We start from the raw sequence: 19,748 nt of genomic DNA on the forward strand, positions 1-19,748 counted from the left end.
AGTGTCTGACCTAGAAAAACTTGGAAAAAATCTAACATTAAATTATGTTAATTTGTTGCAAGGAAGATTTATTTCTCACATTATTGGATTTATAGGCTCAATCTTAGTAATTAGAATCCTTGAACCAACTGACTACGGTATATTAAGTATAGCTATGTCTTTACCATATACCGTGAGTATATTTGGTAATCTTGGAGTTAACACAGCAGTTACTCGATTTGTCGCCAAATACAAAGAAATTGATTTGAAAAAAGCTTATAGTATGATAGCTTCTGGAATAATTTTCGACGTAATCTATGGTCTTTTATTATCAGTTATAGGTTATTTACTGACACCATATATAGTCACATATATTTATAATAAACCAGAGATAATTCCTTATAGCGAATTTGCTAGCTTTTTTACAATTCCTTATTGGGCCTCAAGCTCTATATTTTCAGGAATTTTGGGATTAGAGCTTACTAAGCATAATAGTGAAATGTGGATAATACATTATTCTGTCCAAACGATTTTAAGTGTAGGTTTAGCATTAAGCTTTTTAAGAGTTTATGGGGTTATTATAAGTTATATAATAGGGTATACTGCAATAGTTATTTATGGCATCGTAATACTCAAGAGAAAATCACTTTTAGGTAAACCATCTATTAATACCATAAAAGAACTAGTAGTTTTCGGATTTCCCTTAGTTTTGCCTTCTTTAGGAAGCTCAGTTTCTGGAATATACACAACTTCTCTAGTAAATAGATTCCTTTCGATTTTCGAGATTTCCAATCTTACAGCATCATCTAAGTTAGGCACATTGTTTGATACGATTCTTAACCCATTATCTTACGCATTACAGCCTACGTTGTCTAAATTAGATAAAAATAAACATGATATAACTAAAGTAACTAATGAATTATATAAATTAAATATTATTTTACAATTGCCTATACTTATATCAGTTGAATATCTAGCTTATCAAATAATTTATATTCTTGCAGGTACTCAATATACTTTAGCTCCGTTGTTTTTAAGGTTATCATTAATAAATCCTTTAATTACCACTGCTGCTGGAGCTTCAATTATAAACTCCTTACTTTTATTTCAAGGTTATTCCAAATTAGTAGCTAGGACAAATTTGATAAACATAATATTTTATGTTCTTCTGCTTTTCTTTTTGCTTCCCAACTTTAGTTACATCGGATACTTCATTAGCAATTGGCTGGGATGGATTCCAGGATATATAATATCTCTCTCATTTGTTAAGAAGAATTATAACTACAAATTGCCGATAAAGGATGTAATGAAGATTTATTTGGTTACAAGTATATTTTTGCTTCCTGTTCTTTTTGTAAATAATATATTTAGTATAGTTCTCGATATATTTTTGGTTGTTATATCATATAAAATATACGTAAAAATCAAAGTAATAAATCAGCAAGAAATAAATATAATTTTATCTGTAGTTCAAAATTCATCTCTCAATTCTATAGCTGGTATTCTAAAGAAAATTCTTTCTTAAATTTGTGCAAGATCTGAACAAACGATTCAGCTACCTTATCCCATGTATACTTAGATATGCATTTAAAGGCTAATGATTTATAATATTCATTATTGTTAATAATTTTCAATGCTTCCGACATCATTCCTTCTACATCACCTTCTTTCACTAGTTTTACAGCTTCACAATCTCCATAGTAATATCTGATCGCTGGTAAGTCGTATGCTATTACCGGAACGCCACAAGCTAATGCTTCTGCAATAACTATTCCGAATGAGTCTACATGAGTAGGATAAATAAAGATTTTAGATGACTTTAAAATGGAATAAATTCGTTTTTTATCTAATATTTCACCAAAATAGACTATATCTTTATCATCTAAGTATTTGTTAATATCAAATCCATAATCTTGGCCTCCTATAATTGCAAATTTTTTATAACCATATTTTTTTAGATTTTTCATAATCTGTATTACCTCTGGTGTCCCTTTCATAAAACCTTGTCTAGCTAGATGTATAGCATCAAAATTTTCTGGGAAAGGAGTTACATCTTTAACTAAATTCGGATCTACACCACCAGGTGGATCTAAGGCTTCACATTCTATTCCGTATTTAGTCTTAACCATTTTACTTAGTACACTACCTAAACATATATTTAATTTGTTTCTCTTTGATTCTCTGAGTCCCTTAACTGAATCTATGAACCAAGCAGTTCCATCTATTATATTTGTAATTCGTATTAAATTGAGATAATGTTTATATAATGGAAATGTAATAAAAGGTTCTAAATAAAGCATCCTTATACTCTTAGCCGTGTTTATTCCTATGATAAAATCATAATTATCTATTAAGTTCCCAATTTTTCGCTTTAATATAATATTTTTGTATATATATCTAATAAATCTACCAGCCAAATTACCAGAATAGGGAATCCTAATAATATCTATGACATTTACTTTTTCATTAAGCTCTGGATATCTTCCTAATAAGCCCTCGTCTTCTTTAAAGAGTAACTCTATTAAATCAACTTTAACTCCTTTCATGGGTAGTCGTGATAATAATTCCGTTACAATCGTTGTTGCTCCAGAAACAGCAGGATTTCCCACATTAATATAAAGCAATTTATACATTTGCAACATATTTTAGAAGAGTATCTAAAAAGCTTTATTGTTTAATTGTAAGTCAGATCATGACTTAAAATTTGAATACAAACAATATTCTTAAGAATAGTATTTATTTAATAAAATTTTGTAAAATCTCAAATATTTATCAAGAATCATACTATATCTAAAATTTTTAGCCCAGGTTGTAGCTCCTTCAGACAATTTCTTATACAAAACTTCATCTTCCATTTGTATAAAAGCTTTAGCTAAACTCTCGACATCGTTTTCAGCTCTTATACTTGATTTACCAGGTGGAGCTGCAAATTCTTGACCTCCATGACCTACAATTATTACCGGTTTACCCATTGCTTGAGCTTCTAACAATGTTAAACCAAATCCTTCATATGGGCTAGGATTAATTAAAGCCCTGCATTTTGATAGCAAATCTATTTTATCTTTATCTGATACCTCTCCTAAATATTTAGCATGTATATTATTAGTCTCACTATATTTGATAATTTCCTTCACAAATCCATTATCTGGCCCTGCAATAATTAATGGTCGAGCAATTCTAGAAAGTTTATATGCTCTAAGCATAGTTAAAATATTTTTTTCTTTACCTATTCTTCCTATATAGAGATAGTAGTTATCTCCTTTAGAATTTACAGAAAACAATTCATCATCTACACCATTAGGAATAAGTTCTGAATTGATACTAAATTTTCTATGTAATATTTCTTGTTCTAATGGAGTCATGCTTATAATATTATATTTTTTAATAGCGTTTTTCCCTATTTTATCTATTAATTTATAATAGATAAAAGTAATATATCCTACTTGTTCTCTCATATAAAATGGTGAATGTGGCTGCAAAATCCTTATACTATCAATATTTCTTAATTGAAAGATATGAGGATGTCTCCACACGTGAACATGAAGTATATCTGGGTTTAATGATTTTACAATTGTTGAGATAGATGGAGAGTAGCTACCGTGAGACCATATTATTAAGGGTTTAACTCTGATTACTTTTACTCCATTTATCTCTTCAATAGCTGCAAAATTAGCTTTATGTTTTCTATCTCTATTATATGTTACAACTATAACTTCGTTACCTTTTTTTACTAAAAATTCAGAAATCTTTTTAACAGTCTTTTCGACTCCACCTACTATTGGATGATAGAATGGCGCTACTTGTACTATTCTCAATATGATTTATCACTAACTATTTTAGTTTATAAGTCTTTGTATAGTAATAATTATGATGGAAGAAATACCTATAGTTGTTTTAAACTATAATGGACTTGAGCTGTTAAAGAAATATTTACCATCTATTTTGGAAACTAGATACCCTTACAAAGAAGTAGTGATAGTAGATAATGGATCAAATGATGGCAGTAAGGAGTATGTAAAATCTTTAGGTGTAAGGCTAATTTCCTTGGATAAAAATTATGGTCCTGCTTATGCAAGAAATATTGCGTTAAAAACTTTTAAAAGTAAATTTATAGCGTTTCTAGATAATGATGTGAGGACTCCGCCTGATTGGTTAGATCCATTAGTTGAAACTATTATATTAGACGATAAAATAGCAGCTGTACAAAGCTTATATACAGATTGGCCTTATGGCGAACAGCCTAGGTTAATTCCTTGGTTCTCTACAGCTTCAGCTTTAGTGAGAAGGGAAGAAATATTAAAAATAGGGGGGTTTGATGAACATTATTTCTTTTATTGGGAAGATGCAGAATTATCATGGAGATTATACAGAGCAGGTTATAAAATATTAATGGTTCCTAAATCTAAGGTATATCATGAGGCTCACGGTACTTTTAAGAAATTGCCGTCTCCTTTTACGTCTTATTTAACATTAAGAAATCAAATGTTACTTTTACTTACATACTATCATTTATCACAGTTATTAACTATGTTCCCAATTCTATATATTATTAGATTTGTTCAATCTTTCAAAGGCCCTAATAGGTTAGCGCAAATAAAAGCGCTTTTATCACTTTTTAAAGAAGTGAAATATGTTGCTACGAAGAGAAGATATGTAAAGGAGATAAGTAAACAAGGTAACGTATTTTTACAAATGTTAGGAGATCAAGTATTTGGATATGAAGAATTTACCTCAATAAGGCGAGCTATCATAAAAAGATATTTAAAAACTAATATATTTTAAAGAATAACGAAGGTAAATCTGTATATGGTTAAGCTTAGCATTATAGTTGTAAATGTTAAAGGAAAAGAAAATCTACCTAGATTAATATCTTCTCTAAATAGATCTACATATAAAGATTTTGAACTTATAGTAGTAGATGATAGCAATTCAATATCTGGAAATTTAAAATTGATTAAGATTACAAAAGATCTTGGTTTAGCATATTGCAGAAATAAGGGCGTAGAGGCTTCAAGTGGTAAGTTTTTATTATTTTTAGATAATGATACAGAGCTAACTGAAGATGCATTAGAGAAATTTATTAGTTTTATTGAAAAAAATCCTGATTCTATAGTTCAATTAAAACTGATAAGAGACGACGGAAGAATTGATGCTGCAGGTGGCGTAATAGATGAATTAGGATATCCATTTGAGTTATTTAAAGGTCAAGATGTGAAGGAAGTAGACGAAACAGATTATAATATACTTTATGCTAAAGGTGCTGCAATTGGAATGAGTAGAGAAATCTTTAGTGAGCTAAATGGTTTTGATAACGAGTATTTTTATGGTTATGATGAAACAGATATATGTTATAGAGCAATAAAGAGGGGTAAACGTATAGTGTATCTTTCTTCTGCAACAGTACTTCATCATGAGCATGGATCCTTCTCGAAATACACAAAAGAAAGGGAAAAAAGACTTGTATATTATCTAGAAAGTAGAAGATTATATTTTATCTTTAAAAATTTTGATTCTAGTTTTCTTATTCCTAGAATCCATAAAATATTTTTTTATTTTTTAGGAAGTATACTTATGGACATTATATATAGAAAGAAAAGCCACATGGCGTTAGCTAGAATAAGGGCGTTAATTTGGTTTATCTCCAGAATCAATAAAATAATTATTTTTAGAATAAATAATAGAAGAAATTTTATACTTAATGAAAATTATTTAATGAAAAAGGGCCTTATAATAAAGCATAAAGATTTAATTAAGAAAGTCTCTACTCTGACTAATGTTAGGAATTTTCCATGATAACCATAATGTAATTTTGCTTTAAGGACTTCTTCAATAGTTGACATAATCATTTTGTAAAACTTAATATTAAACATATACTTCTACAAATATTGCTATTGAAATGTATTCCTCATAATGCTGAAAAGTTCATAATAATCTATAAGGATGACAATGCTACCTTTTCGCATATTATATACATTACACTCTTATATAATTTAATATATTCGTGTTAATATTCACTTATATTGTATATTAAGATATTTATGGCGAATTTATTTATAATATCTCTTATAATTTTATTTAAAACTATATAGAATTTTTATTTAAATTAATTATTTTTCTGTAATTTCTTTTAATATATAATATTTTTAAAAAATTCGGAGCTAAAGTAAGAAGCGACGATAGTATACCCTTAGGATTTCTTCTATATACCTTATACCAATATAAATAGTCCCTTATTTTAGGCTTTACGTTAGAATTAGGCAAGATGGCTAAATATATACGATTAAGTGATATTAGCTGATCGAGATATTCTAAATAAGGCTGTTCATAGGCTATCTTGTTCCTTATTGTTAATAAGGAATTTATATAGTTATTTAAGAATTTAATTCTGCGTGATATCCAAGCGTCTATTGATCGACCTTGAATTGCTGAAAGATTATATTGATGATGTCTTCTAAGTGTTAAGATCTTAGATAAAATATACATATCAAATTTACTTATAAGTGCAAGATAGAAATAGAGACTATCGAGAGCCGTATCAATCTTATAGAAGAAATCTATATTATTATTAGTTAAAATTTCTTTTCTTATATTGATTGAGCTTGAGTTTCCATCAAGTTGAAGTTTCATTATGTTATTAAAAACCTTTTCTTTTCTACATGTCTTATGTAAATATCTTGATAACCTTTTTTCTCTGGAATTTTAGTAGGGAGCTTATCGTTTAAGAAACCATATGTAGCGTTTTTGAGATAGCCTAAATTTTCGTATTTGCTGAATATTCTTTACACGTTTTCTAGCTTAGTAGGTAAAAATAAGTCATCATCTAAAAATGAGATTATTTCACCTGATGACAGCTTAACCGCTTCAGCGATATAACTATTATTAACGGATCTAAAGATTGAAATATTTTTATTTTATTGTTATATAAATAATTATCAATATTATCATCTTTAAAATTTTTAGCAACGAGAATTTCATATTCATTCCTATTTAATGATTGATTAAGCACCGATTTAATCGCATCTAATAAGAACTGTTTCCTATTATAAGCTGTGATTATAACCGAGATATAAGGTATCTAGATCACCTTATACTGATCCTCTTATTAATCATAATTAATAATTTCTCTTAACTAAATTAGACAAGGATTTCTCTTATATATTTCCAGCTAGAAGAAAGGTTCTTTTTTACTGATAAAATATTTAAAAAGTTATAATTCTTAGCTTTCGAAAACCTTAAAGCATCTTCTAATAAAAGTTAGATTTTACAGTAATTATGTAATACTTTTAAGTATATCGAATAATCTAGATTTAAAAGTATCATAAGAAAACTCTTCAGCTCTTTCGATAGATAGTTTACTCATCTTATTAAATAGATTTTCATCATTAAATAAATCTAAAATTATATTGGCAGCTTCATCTATGCTCGTATATGAAAAACCATATTTTCCCTCTTTCGTTATATCAGTCCAAGATCCAGTAGCTCTAAATACCACTGGAACAACTCCCGCTGCCATAGCTTCTTCAACTCCTAAACTTATGTTATCGTTTCTCATACAATGCAGTATTATCTTTGCCTTATTTATTAATTTCCACTTTTCTTCTTCTGTAATATCAGTTAATAATTCAACATCATCACCTGCAATAGATTTTAGATATTCAAAATACTTCATAGAAGATCTAACATAATTTAGACCACCTATTATTTTAAATTTGATTTTATTGTTAACTCTTCTAACCTTCTTAGCTATCTGAATAAACTCATCCCAATGTTTGGGTTCAACGTATTTTCCAATTCCTATGACTAAATTCTCCTTTTCTAAATCAGGAAATCTCTTGTAACTTATTATAGGTGGGTAGATAACAGAACAATTATATCCAAAATTTTCTTTCATTATTGATTGTATATAATAGGAACTACAAACCAGTTTTTCTGAATTGGCTACTTTTTTTAGAAAATAAATGTTAGTATCTAGATAAATTCTTCTTAATTTGCCATATTTTGTATATAAGAGACCTTTATAGTACATTACAGATGGTGGATAAATTACATATGCAATATCAAGACCTAACGGTATTTCAGTATAATATAGGTTAACACTTATATCAACCTTCTTAATTAGTTTAGCTAAATTTGCTATAATATAATCAATGATTCCAGAGAATATAGGGCCTTTTATCATGTTTAATTTTGAATCTACAATATTGAATGAGTTAGAAAGCTCTGGTGCTAATCTAATTATATTGGAAATACTATCTTTCTCAAAAAAAATTCCATATTGATTTACGAATCCATATTCGCTAAGTACATTAGAGAACGCTATTGCAGTTTTAGCCTCACTGCTAAACGAGATTGGAGGCATGATTACCAATGCACTTAAATCTTCCACAATTATAATTTAACATATCGATATAATAAATTTGTATGTTAAGAGTATGGGATATGATTTTAATTTATTAAATATAATTTGATGACTAAAATTAGATAGCCAATAATCTCGTAAAGGGCGATTCAAGAATCCACTGGTAACTGTAATATTCTCTCTGAATCAACATAATCCTATGAAGAAATAGTTGTATTCTCTTGATAGCATAACCTACTGCTCATCCCATTTTACCAAATGTATAATCAATTGTCATAATCTCATTTTATAGAGGTAAAATGAATTCGCAAAGGAGATCTGAATTGCCCCTCGTAAATTTATAAAAATAAGGGGTTCAAAGGGGACGGAAAACCTCACCTTTTACGATAGACCCAAAATCATTTTACAAAAATAATTCCGGTAAGGTACTATTAATTTTATAGAAAATAAATGGAATTTATAACTATATTAGGAGTTCAACAAATTGAAGAAAAGCTTAAGGTGAGGAAGACGGTATTATCACGAGGTGAACCAAGGTGATAACACCTTGTCTTCCCCACTAAAATAACATTCAACAAATAGGATATAAATTACTTTCCATGTTAGACTTCCAAGGGAAAAAGGCAGAGAACGTAGAAAAAACGCTAGTCTCCGCGTGTTTATGGAACGACTCCATAGAAAACAAGTCAAGCGCATACAACGTATCACCACAAACCGTGAGGAACTACGCGGAGGAGCAAGGTGTAGAAGTAGTTGAGAAACTCTTGGAACAAGTGAGGAAAATATCCTTGGATACGCTGAAGGGAGAAAAGGAAATAGACATTTCAATAGACTGGACCACCAAAACCTGGTATGGGAAACCGGTGGAAGGACTCGGAAAAGGGAAACTCATGGAACTACACTGTGACGACTAAACATGATGGGAAAGTACTCCTACTGGCTTTCGTCACACATGTGAACGGGATGACTAAGGATGATATCGTGAAGGTCCTCGTGGAGCAAGTTGTTGCAATGGGATTCAAGATAAGGTTAATAGTTCTTGATGCGGGTTTCTACACAGTTGATGTGCTCAACTTCATTTCGCAGTTCAATTATATAATTGGTGTCCCCGTTGGGGACGTGAAGGTCTATGAGGAGTTTGATGGGGAGTATATGACAAATAGTAAGAGGCATAGGAGGGATGAACAGGTTAAGTTTAGGCTGATCGTGTATCGCAGGGAGAAAATCAAGAGGAAGAAGAAGGTTGTTTACTTCGCTAGGGCGACTAATCTTGACCTACCGAAGAAGGAGGTGTTGAGGTTGTACAATAAGGTAAGGAGTCCCATAGAGACCTCTTACAGGAACATCAAGGCTTTCCTTCCCTTCACCAGTTCCACTAAGTTCGTCTTCCGCACGTTGATCTTCGTGCTGGCCATGGTTTTCTACTCCTTGTACACCATATTTAAGGGTGTGGTGAGGAGGGAAGAGTTCAGATTATTGCTTATCCTTTTGTTTCCTGGTGATTTATTCAATCTGGAAAATTTTCTATTTAAACTAATAAATATGCTTATTAATGTAATAGATTTATTTTTAGGGAGGTGATTTTGGGTCTACCGTTTAAGGTGGAGATGGATAGTCCCCTTTGTAGTTAAGTTTTTTAACGCGAAATGTTAACTTTTTTCAATGCCCATCGTAACGTTTCGTTTTCGTGCCTTTACAGACGAGCAAACCTTGAGGGCGTTAAAAACCCAGTTGAAGTTAGCATGTGAGATATACAACACGTTACGATGGGCAGACATCTATTTCTACCAAAGAGATGGGAAGGGTCTAACACAAACAGAGTTAAGACAATTAGCCCTAGACTTGAGAAAACAAGACAAGGAGTACAAACAACTCCATTCACAAGTGGTACAACAAATAGCCGACCGCTTTTATGAAGCAAGACAGAGGTTCTTCCAAGAATTAGCACGTTTTCCTAAGGAAAAGAAAGTTCACAAGTGGTATTCTCTTGTCTATCCTCAAAGTGGTTGGAAAATACTATCCGTCAGAGAAATAAGGACTGGAAGTAGAAAGAATAAAAAGAAACTGCTTGTGCTAAGTTTGTCTCACTTAGGCATCTTCAAGGTCATTGTCCATAGAGACTTTCCCTTGGACAAGGTAAAGAGGGTGGTAGTTAAGCTAACGAAGTCTGAAAGAGTATACATATCATTTGTAGTGGAAGACTATGTGTTCCGGCAAGCCCCGGAAACAAGCAAGGTAGTGGCAATAGATGTTGGTGTAGAGAAGCTTCTAACAACTTCAGATGGTGAGTATTTACCCAACTTCAAGTTCTACGAGAAGGCACTCCGTAAGATTAAGCATTTGCACAAGGAATTGTGTAGGAAGGAGTTCCTTTCCAAGAATTGGTTTAAAGCCAAGGTTAAGTTAGCTAAGGCATATGAACATCTTGCTAATTTGAAGAGGGATATGTACATGAAGATAGGGAAGTACCTATCGATGAATTACGATGTTGTGGTAATGGAGGATATTAATGTTAAACAACTGGTTGGTAAGTCTCTCAGAAAGCTTAGGATGAGGTTACATGACGTATCGTTTGGTGAGCTAAGGGATATAATCAAATATCAGATAGGGAAGTATGGAAAGAAATTTGTGTTAGTTAATCCGTCAAACACGTCGAAGACATGTGCTAAATGCGGATATGTGAGGGAAGATCTAACTTTAGCTGACCGTATCTTTACTTGTCCTAAGTGCGGTTGGATAGCTGACCGTGACTATAATGCTTCTCTAAATATCTTGCGTAGGTCGGGGTGGGAGCCACCCTTAGTGCCTGTGGAGCTTCACCCTCTACCAGTACTTCAGTACTGGCAAGGTGGAGTTATGAAGCAGGAAGCTTCCTCCTTCAGGAGGGAGTAGCTCACTTATAACCGTTTATCTCATAAAGACTTTTATTCGAACATGATAGATACTATATAAATGCTTATATTACTCGAGTTAGGAGTACTGTTAGTCATAATTCATTTTGTGGAACCTATTATATACTACTTACCATTAAGAAATAAACAATTAGAAATACAACATCCTAATAGTAAATTCTATAACTTGAGTATAATTATCCCTACATATAATGAAGGGGAAAGAATTAGAGATAAATTAATTAATGTAATTCGGAGTTACCCCTTAGATTACATGGAAATAATAATAGTAGATGCCAGTAATGATAATACAATAGAGATAATAAAGTCAATGCAAATTCCTAAGTTAAAAATAATAAAAGAGAGCCAAAGAAGAGGAAAGATTTTCGCTATAAAAGATGGCATAAAAAGTGCTACTAATAATCTTGTAGTTATTACTGATGCTGATGCTACATGGAAAGATCCTTTAATAAATGCAATAGCTTATTTGAAAGATAATATAGGTGCAGTAAGCTGTATAAAATACGCTAATACTAGTATTGAAAATTCATATAGAAATTTTTACAATACAATACGAATAGGAGAATCTGCAATTTTTTCTACACCGATATTTCACGGAGAATTAACCGCATTTAGAAAAGATATTTTATCACCAGATGAGTTACCTAATGTGGGAGCGGATGATAGTACTATTGCCACGCTAATTAGTTTAAAGGGATATAGGGCTATTTGTGTTGACAAAATGAGAGCTATTGAAATAGCGCCTAAAGGGGTAGATTACATTACATGGAAAACTAGAAGAGGGTCTCATTTAGTCAGACATTTTATCAGATTTTTACCTAAAGTAGTTAAATCCAATAATAAAAAGTTTAGGAAGATATTTTTACAAGAATTTTACTTGCATTTGCTAAATCCATGGTTTTTATTTATTGGATCAGTAGTTATAGCAATTTCTAATATCTACTTATTTATTGGTTTAATAAGTGTTTCCGTTATATTAAGTTTATTAAATAAGAAGTTCAGAGAGGCTTTAAAGGCGTGGATACCTAATCAAGTATTTCTAATTTTCTCACAATTCTTTGCTCTAAGAGGTGAAGTTTTAGCTTGGAGAAAAGAGAAAAAATAGTTCATGTAATACACTCATTTTATCCAATAATTGGAGGTATAGAAAAATCAATATATGAGATAGCTCTAAGGCAAAAAGAGAAATACGATATTACAATTATAACGTCTTCTAAAGTTCCAAAAGCTGAGCTAGGACTTAAAGTTGAAAGATTAAAAAGTATAAGATTTTTCAATATGCCAGATTTAACATTTCCAATACAGCGTAGTAAAATATTAAGCGATGCTGATATAGTACATTATCACTCTCAGAATTCCTTATTTTCTGTTATGTTACTTAATAAGAACGGCAATAACGTTTTTACTTTAATGGCTATAAACGGATTACATAATCATCCAAATAAAATAATAAAATTATTATCACCTCTATATTTAACTATTGCTATGAATAAAGTTTTATATTACTCAAAAAAATTAATAGTGAAAAATTTTGGCGATTTAAAAATATTACGAGAAAAATATAAGAGAGATGCATATCTAGTACCAGAGGGCGTAAATGAAATTTTCTTCTCTGTACCAAGATCCAATACATTTATCGAAAAAATAGGTGATGAGTATATAGTGTATATTGGAAGATTACACAAGTTAAAAGGAGTAGATGTGTTGATAAAAGCTTCAAAGCTAATAAATTCAAGAATAGTTTTTATAGGACCTGGTGACATTAGCTTTTATAGAAAAATGGCCCAAAAACTAGGCGTAGATAAAAAATGTATATTTTTAGGTTATGTGAATGATCTAACAAAAATACAAGCCATAGATTCCTCATCATTAGTAGTAATTCCTAGTCTCTCAGATTACGTTGAAGCATTTTCAATCACGCTAAGTGAAGCTTGGAGTAGAGAAAAAGCCGTAGTGGGAAGTAACGTAGGAAGTTTAAAGTTTAGAGTAACAAATGGAGTAAATGGGGTATTAGTACCTCCTGGTGATCATATAAGATTAGCTAATGAGGTTAATAAATTACTTGATGATAAAAAGTTAGCAGAAAAAATGGGTAAAGAAGGAAGAAAAGAAGTAGTAAGTTGGGATGATGTAGTTAGATTGTTAGATAAGGTTTATTGGGGGTAATTACGATGAACTATCTATGGTTTTATATAATAGTTTTAGGTCTAGGCTTATTGGTAATTAACCTCTTCGTTATTTCTTATCCCCCATTTACAATCTTTTCATTGGGTTTAATTTCAACTGGTATTGCAGCTTATGGTGTGAATATAGGACATAAAAAGAATGACAAAGTAGAATTATTAATGGATAGTCTATATAGAAATCTCGAATTGATTTTTAGATATTACAACAGAGATAGTTATTATAGAATATTTATTCCATCATCTATTGGTTCCAACGGAATGTTGTTACTTGATAAATTTCCAGTACAAATAGAAAATATTAAAGAAGAGCTAGTAAATAAATTTAATGATGGTATAGGCATTTTTTTAGAAACCCCAGGGAGTATAATAGTTAAAGAACTAAGAAAGAAAGGAATCAATTTCTCTGAAGATTTGGAGTTCCTTTTAAAGAAGGCTTTGGTTGAATTGTATAATTTTGGAGACAGTGTAGAGGTAAATTTTACTGATCAGAAATCAGTAAATGTAAAGATTCGTAATCCAGATCCTAATAAGGCTTATACCATTATAGGATATATACAAACATTGATAGTAGCTTCCATAATAGCTGAAAAAGCATCAAAAATAACTTATGTGAAATCGGAAAATAGATTATTAAGAATATTAAATATAGAGATTGGCATCTTAGAATAATATATTATAAAAAAGATCATATAATTTTTAAAACTACAATTCCTTCTATAATAAAGTTATCATTGAAGAAAAATAGTGTAGAGTTAGCTGAGAAAAGGTTACGGAAAGTATCTCTCTTGATTTAACATTAAATTATATAGAACAACTTTGTATAAAGTATCAAAATATTCATGATAGAAAAAAGAAAGTTTATAAGAGTTTTAATAAGTACATTAACAATTAAATGATTCATGATTACAACTATGTCTATCTATTATCTTATATAATATTTAAATTTATCTATATTATTAGTTAGAGACATGAAAAATCTCAGTAATGACATTAATAATATTTAGATCTAATTATTAACGATACATTTTCTGTGCTATGGAATAGATTTATATAATCGAGATTCATTTACTCTACGATACTCAATAATATTTTAAGTAGAGATAAAGGTAAAATTTCTAGTTATCATCACGATAAAAGTATATACAGAAAAATTTATAAGTATATATTATCGAATGATTCCTGTGAGTAAAGAAAATAGATCAGTTAATTTAGGCCGAAGGAAATTTCTTTCTCTAACATCCTCAGTAGTTCTATTCAGCACTCCTGCCGTTTTATTAATTACAGCTAAAGATAAGAAAGAAATCGCTAAAGCTCAAACTTCATTGTCTCCTACCTATCCTTATATTGCAATCGTAGAAGGTGATCCTAGTAATGGATATAATGTTATAACCGATTCTGGTGTAATCTTTAACGGAAGCTGTGCAGACGGTTCTGGTACATGCGGAATATATGAGGCTATTCAATATCTGCAAAATAATTATGGCCAAGGAGAAGTAGTTCTGCTTGGAAAATTTTATCCAATAAAATCACCTATAACTTCTCAACCAAATAACATAGAAATTACTGGAAGTGGAATGGTTTATATAAATCCTGGAAGCGCTCCTATGTTTATTTCTCTTTTACCAGTAATTGACAATAAAATTAAAATATTTTGGTATACCAATACTGGTATTATCAATAAAATTTTATCCAAAAGAAGATCATTTTCTTTACTACCTTATGTATTATTTACTGGAACAACACAGTCGCTTCTATTTGCTAATGGTAATCAAGCTTTAGGTAATTCTTCACAATTCACTATTTCAGCATGGATTTTTGGTAAACCTAGTGGATATACTGGGTATATATTGTCTTATGGTTCACTAGAAGATGGAGAAGCTTGGGGTATAAGAGCAAGTAGTAATGATATAATATTCGAAGGTACTACCGGTTCGATAGCTGCGCCTTTTCCATCGAATGTTACCTTTCATTTAGTGATAACATATAATAATGGCCAAGCATCAATTTATATTAACGGCAATCAAGTAGCATCTGGGTCGATAAGTGTAAGTTATCCTAACCATGCATATTTATGGATAAATAATTTCCCTATTCGTAGTCAGCAAGGCGGACTTAATGTAGGATCCTGGTATTCTATAATAGAGAATATACAGTTCTATAGTATTGTTCTATCATCATCTCAGATTTTGACCCTTTCCTCGTCCGTAGCACAAGATCCCGTAACTACACCGACTTTCTGGAGCCTATATAGATATTTAATGTATTTAGGCGATTTGATTACTGGAATAGGTTTCCAAAGAATGGGAGCTTTATTTTATGGTGGGGTGGCTTAAAAATGCCTATAATAATTTCAGATCATATGGATGCTGATGTCGACTTTTACGTTCCTCCAGGTAGTGATGCGACACAAGCTTTGCAAGAAGCTTTACAACTGTCCTTAGTTTATGGAGTCGCTCATATTATAATTAGAGGACGACTTTATGTTTATGCTTCATCTCAAGTAACTTTATCACTAGATCAATCTCTTCATTATATATTTGAAGGTGATGGACTAGGAGAAATTATATATGTGAATCCTAATAACTTATCTAACGTTCCTCCTTTAGTTGCAATAGGCACAATAAGTACGGTTGAAATGCAGTATATAACTAACAACAATGCAGTAGTAAATAAGCAAGAAGCTGGCTATTCTACATGGGGCTGGATTATTGCATTTAAGAACATGAGACTAGTTAATTTAACTCCGCAGAGATGGCTTATTATTACAGGAATGCCGTATCATATGCACTCAATTATGTTTTACTTCGATACTGTACAGTTCTTTGCTAATATATGGTTAAACCAAACAGGTACTGTGTTACTACATAATTGTTATGCTAATAATGCAGAATTATTATTTGATACACAATCAAGGGAATTAATGGCAATAGGCTGTAGATTTGAAAACGGCAGTAATTTAGCAATCTCACCCAGAGGTTGGACTATTGTTGGCTGTGTATTTGTAGGCACTAATGTAACCTATTTAAATCCTGGAACTGATGGCAATAATGGTTCTGTTGTTGGCTGTGTATTTGATGGAGCAACTATAGTTACCCAAGGTGCAGATAATCTAAAATTAGTTGCCACACAATTTCAAAATGTTACATTTAATGGTGGCAGTGTACAGTTAACACAAGGTATAAATTACGGGATAGTGGGATGTTCATTTGTTAACTATAATGTTGTTATATCTGATTTATATAGGGGTCATACTGTATTTGTAGCCTTTAATAATTTTGATGACGGGTCGAATTTAGTAATCCTAATAAGGGATAATTATGTAGTGGATTCCATAATTATATTAGGAAATCTGTTCTCTTCAATTCCAACACATAATTCCTTTATATTCATTTCTGGCTCACCTTCACCAGGTCAAACATTGCAATTAAGTGGCACTGTAAAAATGCTTTACGCTGCTTTTAATACTTTCATTAATTCCTCACATACTTCTGGCGCAGCTTATGGTTATGAGTTAGCAAATAATTATAGAATTCATGCCTTCGCATACATTAACGTTGCAATAAGCATAGTTTATGCCTACATAGCCTTTAACTATTTCCAGCAAAACTATGGGTTGTATAATAATAGTACTGGTAAACCAATAGGCTTCTTCAGTTTACAGCAATTAACTACCAATGTTAAAACAGTGCAGAATTTATTCTTCTATTTTAACGTGAATGAAAATAATCCAATGTATATACCGTCTTCACAGACTTATACTGCGCAATTTAATATAGGGATTAGTTAATAACGATAAAGTGTGATAATAGATGAAAGTTAAAATAATTTATGATAATGGAAAGGAAGAAGACATTGAACCTAAAAAAGTAGAAGTTACAAGTAGTAATGATAACAAAAACTATGCACATTATAAATATACAAAGATGGAAGACGATAAAATAATCATTTTCCATGTTTATTTATTAACAAATGAAAAACCTACAGTTACACCTCCTAAAATAGAAGAAGAGGTAAAATCTAAAACATCTAAAATAGTCGGTTATAAAAATATAGCAGATGACTTAATAGCTAGAGCCAGAATAACTCAATTGCAGCCACAAGTACAGACTTGTATATATTGTGGCGAAATTGCTACAAATCAATATGCTGGTAAAACTGTCTGTTCGTCATGTTTTAATTATTTAGTTAAGTATGGAGAAGATAGTATTGAATTTAGAAAATATTTAAATAGAAAATTACTAGATAAATGGAAATAAATTTAAATATTTTTTATTAGTAACGAAAATATCTATAACTTTTTCCTAGAAATAGTATAATAAATTATTATTACTATTATCGCTATGAGCAAAACTAAGAAAATATCTATAAGTTCGTTTGAACTTAAGTTGGTTGAGGATAAAGGTCGTGACGAATATTGTGTGGTATTATAAGTAGTTGTTTGAGTGTAATTATATGTAGCTGTACTGTATTCAAACGAACTATTTTCAGAAAATTGCATTATATAGCTTAAAATTGTGCTATTTATTAATCCTTTATTATACAATAATAGGTAACCAGTATAATTATTATGAACATTAGCTACGTATCCGTAATGTACTGGGTATTGCAAAGGTATAGGATAAGTCCAGTTGTTAGGAGTTAAAATTATAGGTTTTCTAGGAATTTGAGAAAAATTGAAGGCTTGAAGTAAACCTCTAACATCACTATTTGCAACTATTTTATTAAGAAATGGTATATGCCAATTATAATCTAAAAACGCTAACAAAGTATATCCGGACATAGTATAGTTGTCAATCCAGCCTTCTTTAGCATAGGGAGAAATTATAAGCAGTGGAATCCTCTGCCCTAATATAGTATAATTATAGATCCCTAAATTATTTAGAAATTTGTCATATCCTATTCCATATGTGGAAATTATTGGAGGAGGAACCTGATCATAAAATCCTCCTCCTTCATCAAAAGTTATGAAAATTACAGTAGAATTCCAATACTTACTTTCCATTATAGCATTAATAAAGTAAGTTAAATTAATTTGGCCTATAGTAAGGTTAAATGATGGATGCATGTCATACACATAGTGATAATCGCTTCCACCACCCCCAGTAAACATAAGCCAAGAAATAGAAGGTAAGGTACCTTGATTAAGATCTTGAAGGAAAACGCTAGTATTAAAGAAATGATCGCTATACTCGCTGGCTTCGCTAAATACTTCTAATGGAAACGGCGGTAATTTTTGGCCTTGCTGATATCCATAATCAAAATAAGCCCAAGAAATATTATACTGAGACAACTGATACATAATTGTATAACTAAATGGTATAGCATTAGTAATAAAACTATCACTTGTAATATTAGTAGGAAATCCCGTTAAATAATTTACTCTGTTAGGCTGTGTTGACTCTAAAGAAGGTGAGAAATAGTCATCTGCTAGAACATATTCTTCTGCGTAATCCCAAAGGAGAGGAACTTGCTTATACGATACATAAGCCAAAGATTGAGTACCAGATCCCTCAGCAAAACCATTCATTGCACCGAAATTCCAGTCCTTATGATACGCAGTAAATCCTTCAGTAGGATCCGATAAGATCACTGAGTCAACGTAATATGGGCCTATATATTTACCATCACTAAGGGGAATTTTAACACTAAGATTAAGCCCTACTGGCCTCATCAGTGAACTTGTTATATTATTATATATGGGAGGATTTCCGAAAGGATAAGTCCCAAAAAGATTATCAAATGAATGATTCTCAAGGATAATAATTACAACGTGTTTTATAGGCGTAGCAGTTGCTGACTCAATTGAGATAGAGTGTAAAGAGGCAATCATTTGCAGGATAATGAAAGTAACCGCAAAAACTGATAATAGTATTCTAATAACTTCTCTACTCTTCCTCATATTTAGGTATAATTCTTAACCACTTAATATATGTTTTTGCTAGAATTTTTACCAAACAATAATATCCTATTAAATTATAAGGAAAAACTTGACATGAGTCTAAACTTGGAAAAAACGATACTTGTAGCTTAATGAGTACACTTTTAACTTCTACTTAGCTCTTTCTCTCCGTCTTCTAAATATTCTAACTGATTCATTCTTGATAAGGTGATATTTGACTAAAAAATGTGTATTATTCTAGTTGACATTAAAAAACGTAATAATATCAATTACTTTTTTGACAAGGATAACATTAACTCTTTAGATAATACACATGTTAACTAAAAAACAGTAGATATTCTATAAAACTGGTATTTAAGAATCTTTATTGCTTAAGAAGTGTTAAATACTTTAGTTATATTATGACAAAGCTT

15 protein-coding genes and 2 pseudogenes are annotated in these 19,748 nt (G+C 30.8%); 11 read left to right on the plus strand and 6 right to left on the minus strand.

All coding sequences use genetic code 11. The features are described 5' to 3' along the window. Position 1: 1 nt before the first annotated feature. Complete coding sequence (locus J5U23_RS07690; RefSeq protein WP_218267438.1) at positions 2-1,504, plus strand: oligosaccharide flippase family protein; 1,503 nt, start codon at positions 2-4, stop codon at positions 1,502-1,504. Here J5U23_RS07690 and J5U23_RS07695 read toward each other — a convergent pair. Beyond that, positions 1,470-2,612, minus strand: coding sequence for a glycosyltransferase family 4 protein (locus tag J5U23_RS07695; RefSeq protein WP_218267439.1), 1,143 nt, complete (start codon positions 2,610-2,612; stop codon positions 1,470-1,472). The two genes, J5U23_RS07690 and J5U23_RS07695, sit on opposite strands and share 35 nt — an antisense overlap. Positions 2,613-2,702: 90 nt before the next feature. Then, on the minus strand, positions 2,703-3,794 hold the full coding sequence (locus J5U23_RS07700) for a glycosyltransferase family 4 protein (RefSeq protein ID WP_218267440.1): 1,092 nt from the start codon (positions 3,792-3,794) through the stop codon (positions 2,703-2,705). A 55-nt stretch (positions 3,795-3,849) separates the two neighbouring features. Here J5U23_RS07700 and J5U23_RS07705 point away from each other — a divergent pair, with 55 nt between their 5' ends. Together J5U23_RS07705 and J5U23_RS07710 are read left to right on the plus strand one after the other, a co-directional pair. Next, positions 3,850-4,761 (plus strand): glycosyltransferase family 2 protein, encoded by a 912-nt coding sequence (locus J5U23_RS07705; protein ID WP_218267515.1) that lies wholly within the window; start codon positions 3,850-3,852, stop codon positions 4,759-4,761. 24 nt (positions 4,762-4,785) lie between these two features. After that, positions 4,786-5,772: a glycosyltransferase family 2 protein gene (locus tag J5U23_RS07710; RefSeq protein WP_218267441.1), complete on the plus strand. Its 987-nt coding sequence runs from the start codon at positions 4,786-4,788 to the stop codon at positions 5,770-5,772. Positions 5,773-6,060: 288 nt separating this feature from the next. Here J5U23_RS07710 and J5U23_RS15775 read toward each other — a convergent pair whose 3' ends face one another. The 3 genes from J5U23_RS15775 to J5U23_RS07720 form a co-directional block, all read right to left on the minus strand. Then, a complete protein-coding gene (locus J5U23_RS15775) occupies positions 6,061-6,606 on the minus strand; it encodes a hypothetical protein (protein ID WP_244988846.1) in 546 nt (181 codons plus the stop codon). A gap of 205 nt (positions 6,607-6,811) precedes the next feature. Further along, on the minus strand, positions 6,812-6,985 hold the full coding sequence (locus tag J5U23_RS15780) for a hypothetical protein (protein ID WP_244988847.1): 174 nt from the start codon (positions 6,983-6,985) through the stop codon (positions 6,812-6,814). Positions 6,986-7,249: 264 nt separating this feature from the next. Then, positions 7,250-8,365, minus strand: coding sequence for a glycosyltransferase (locus J5U23_RS07720; protein ID WP_218267442.1), 1,116 nt, complete (start codon positions 8,363-8,365; stop codon positions 7,250-7,252). 572 nt (positions 8,366-8,937) lie between these two features. Here J5U23_RS07720 and J5U23_RS07725 point away from each other — a divergent pair. The 8 genes and pseudogenes from J5U23_RS07725 (at position 8,938) to J5U23_RS07760 (ending at position 17,692) form a co-directional block, all read left to right on the plus strand. Beyond that, positions 8,938-9,919, plus strand: a pseudogene (locus J5U23_RS07725) (ISH3 family transposase). A gap of 81 nt (positions 9,920-10,000) precedes the next feature. Next, on the plus strand, positions 10,001-11,230 hold the full coding sequence (locus J5U23_RS07730; RefSeq protein WP_218267443.1) for an RNA-guided endonuclease InsQ/TnpB family protein: 1,230 nt from the start codon (positions 10,001-10,003) through the stop codon (positions 11,228-11,230). Between the two features lie 60 nt (positions 11,231-11,290). Then, a complete protein-coding gene (locus J5U23_RS07735) occupies positions 11,291-12,355 on the plus strand; it encodes a glycosyltransferase (protein ID WP_218267444.1) in 1,065 nt (354 codons plus the stop codon). After that, entirely contained in the window at positions 12,334-13,416 is a 1,083-nt protein-coding gene (locus tag J5U23_RS07740; protein ID WP_218267445.1) for a glycosyltransferase family 4 protein, read from the plus strand. Before J5U23_RS07735 ends, J5U23_RS07740 begins: the two co-directional genes overlap by 22 nt. A 5-nt stretch (positions 13,417-13,421) precedes the next feature. After that, positions 13,422-14,105, plus strand: a complete 684-nt coding sequence (locus J5U23_RS07745) for a hypothetical protein (protein WP_218267446.1) — start codon at positions 13,422-13,424, stop codon at positions 14,103-14,105. Between the two features lie 503 nt (positions 14,106-14,608). Continuing rightward, positions 14,609-15,769 carry a LamG domain-containing protein gene (locus tag J5U23_RS07750; protein WP_218267447.1) on the plus strand — a complete coding sequence of 387 codons (1,161 nt, stop codon included), beginning with the start codon at positions 14,609-14,611 and terminating at the stop codon, positions 15,767-15,769. A gap of 2 nt (positions 15,770-15,771) precedes the next feature. Continuing rightward, on the plus strand, positions 15,772-17,223 hold the full coding sequence (locus J5U23_RS07755) for a hypothetical protein (protein WP_218267448.1): 1,452 nt from the start codon (positions 15,772-15,774) through the stop codon (positions 17,221-17,223). A gap of 22 nt (positions 17,224-17,245) precedes the next feature. Beyond that, positions 17,246-17,692: a hypothetical protein gene (locus tag J5U23_RS07760; RefSeq protein ID WP_218267449.1), complete on the plus strand. Its 447-nt coding sequence runs from the start codon at positions 17,246-17,248 to the stop codon at positions 17,690-17,692. 32 nt (positions 17,693-17,724) lie between these two features. Here the strand turns inward: J5U23_RS07760 and J5U23_RS07765 are convergent. Further along, a pseudogene (locus tag J5U23_RS07765) lies at positions 17,725-19,390 on the minus strand (phospholipase C). Positions 19,391-19,748 lie beyond the last annotated feature (358 nt).

Origin of the sequence: Saccharolobus shibatae B12, from assembly GCF_019175345.1 — an archaeon.
GTDB classification, from domain to species: domain Archaea; phylum Thermoproteota; class Thermoprotei_A; order Sulfolobales; family Sulfolobaceae; genus Saccharolobus; species Saccharolobus shibatae.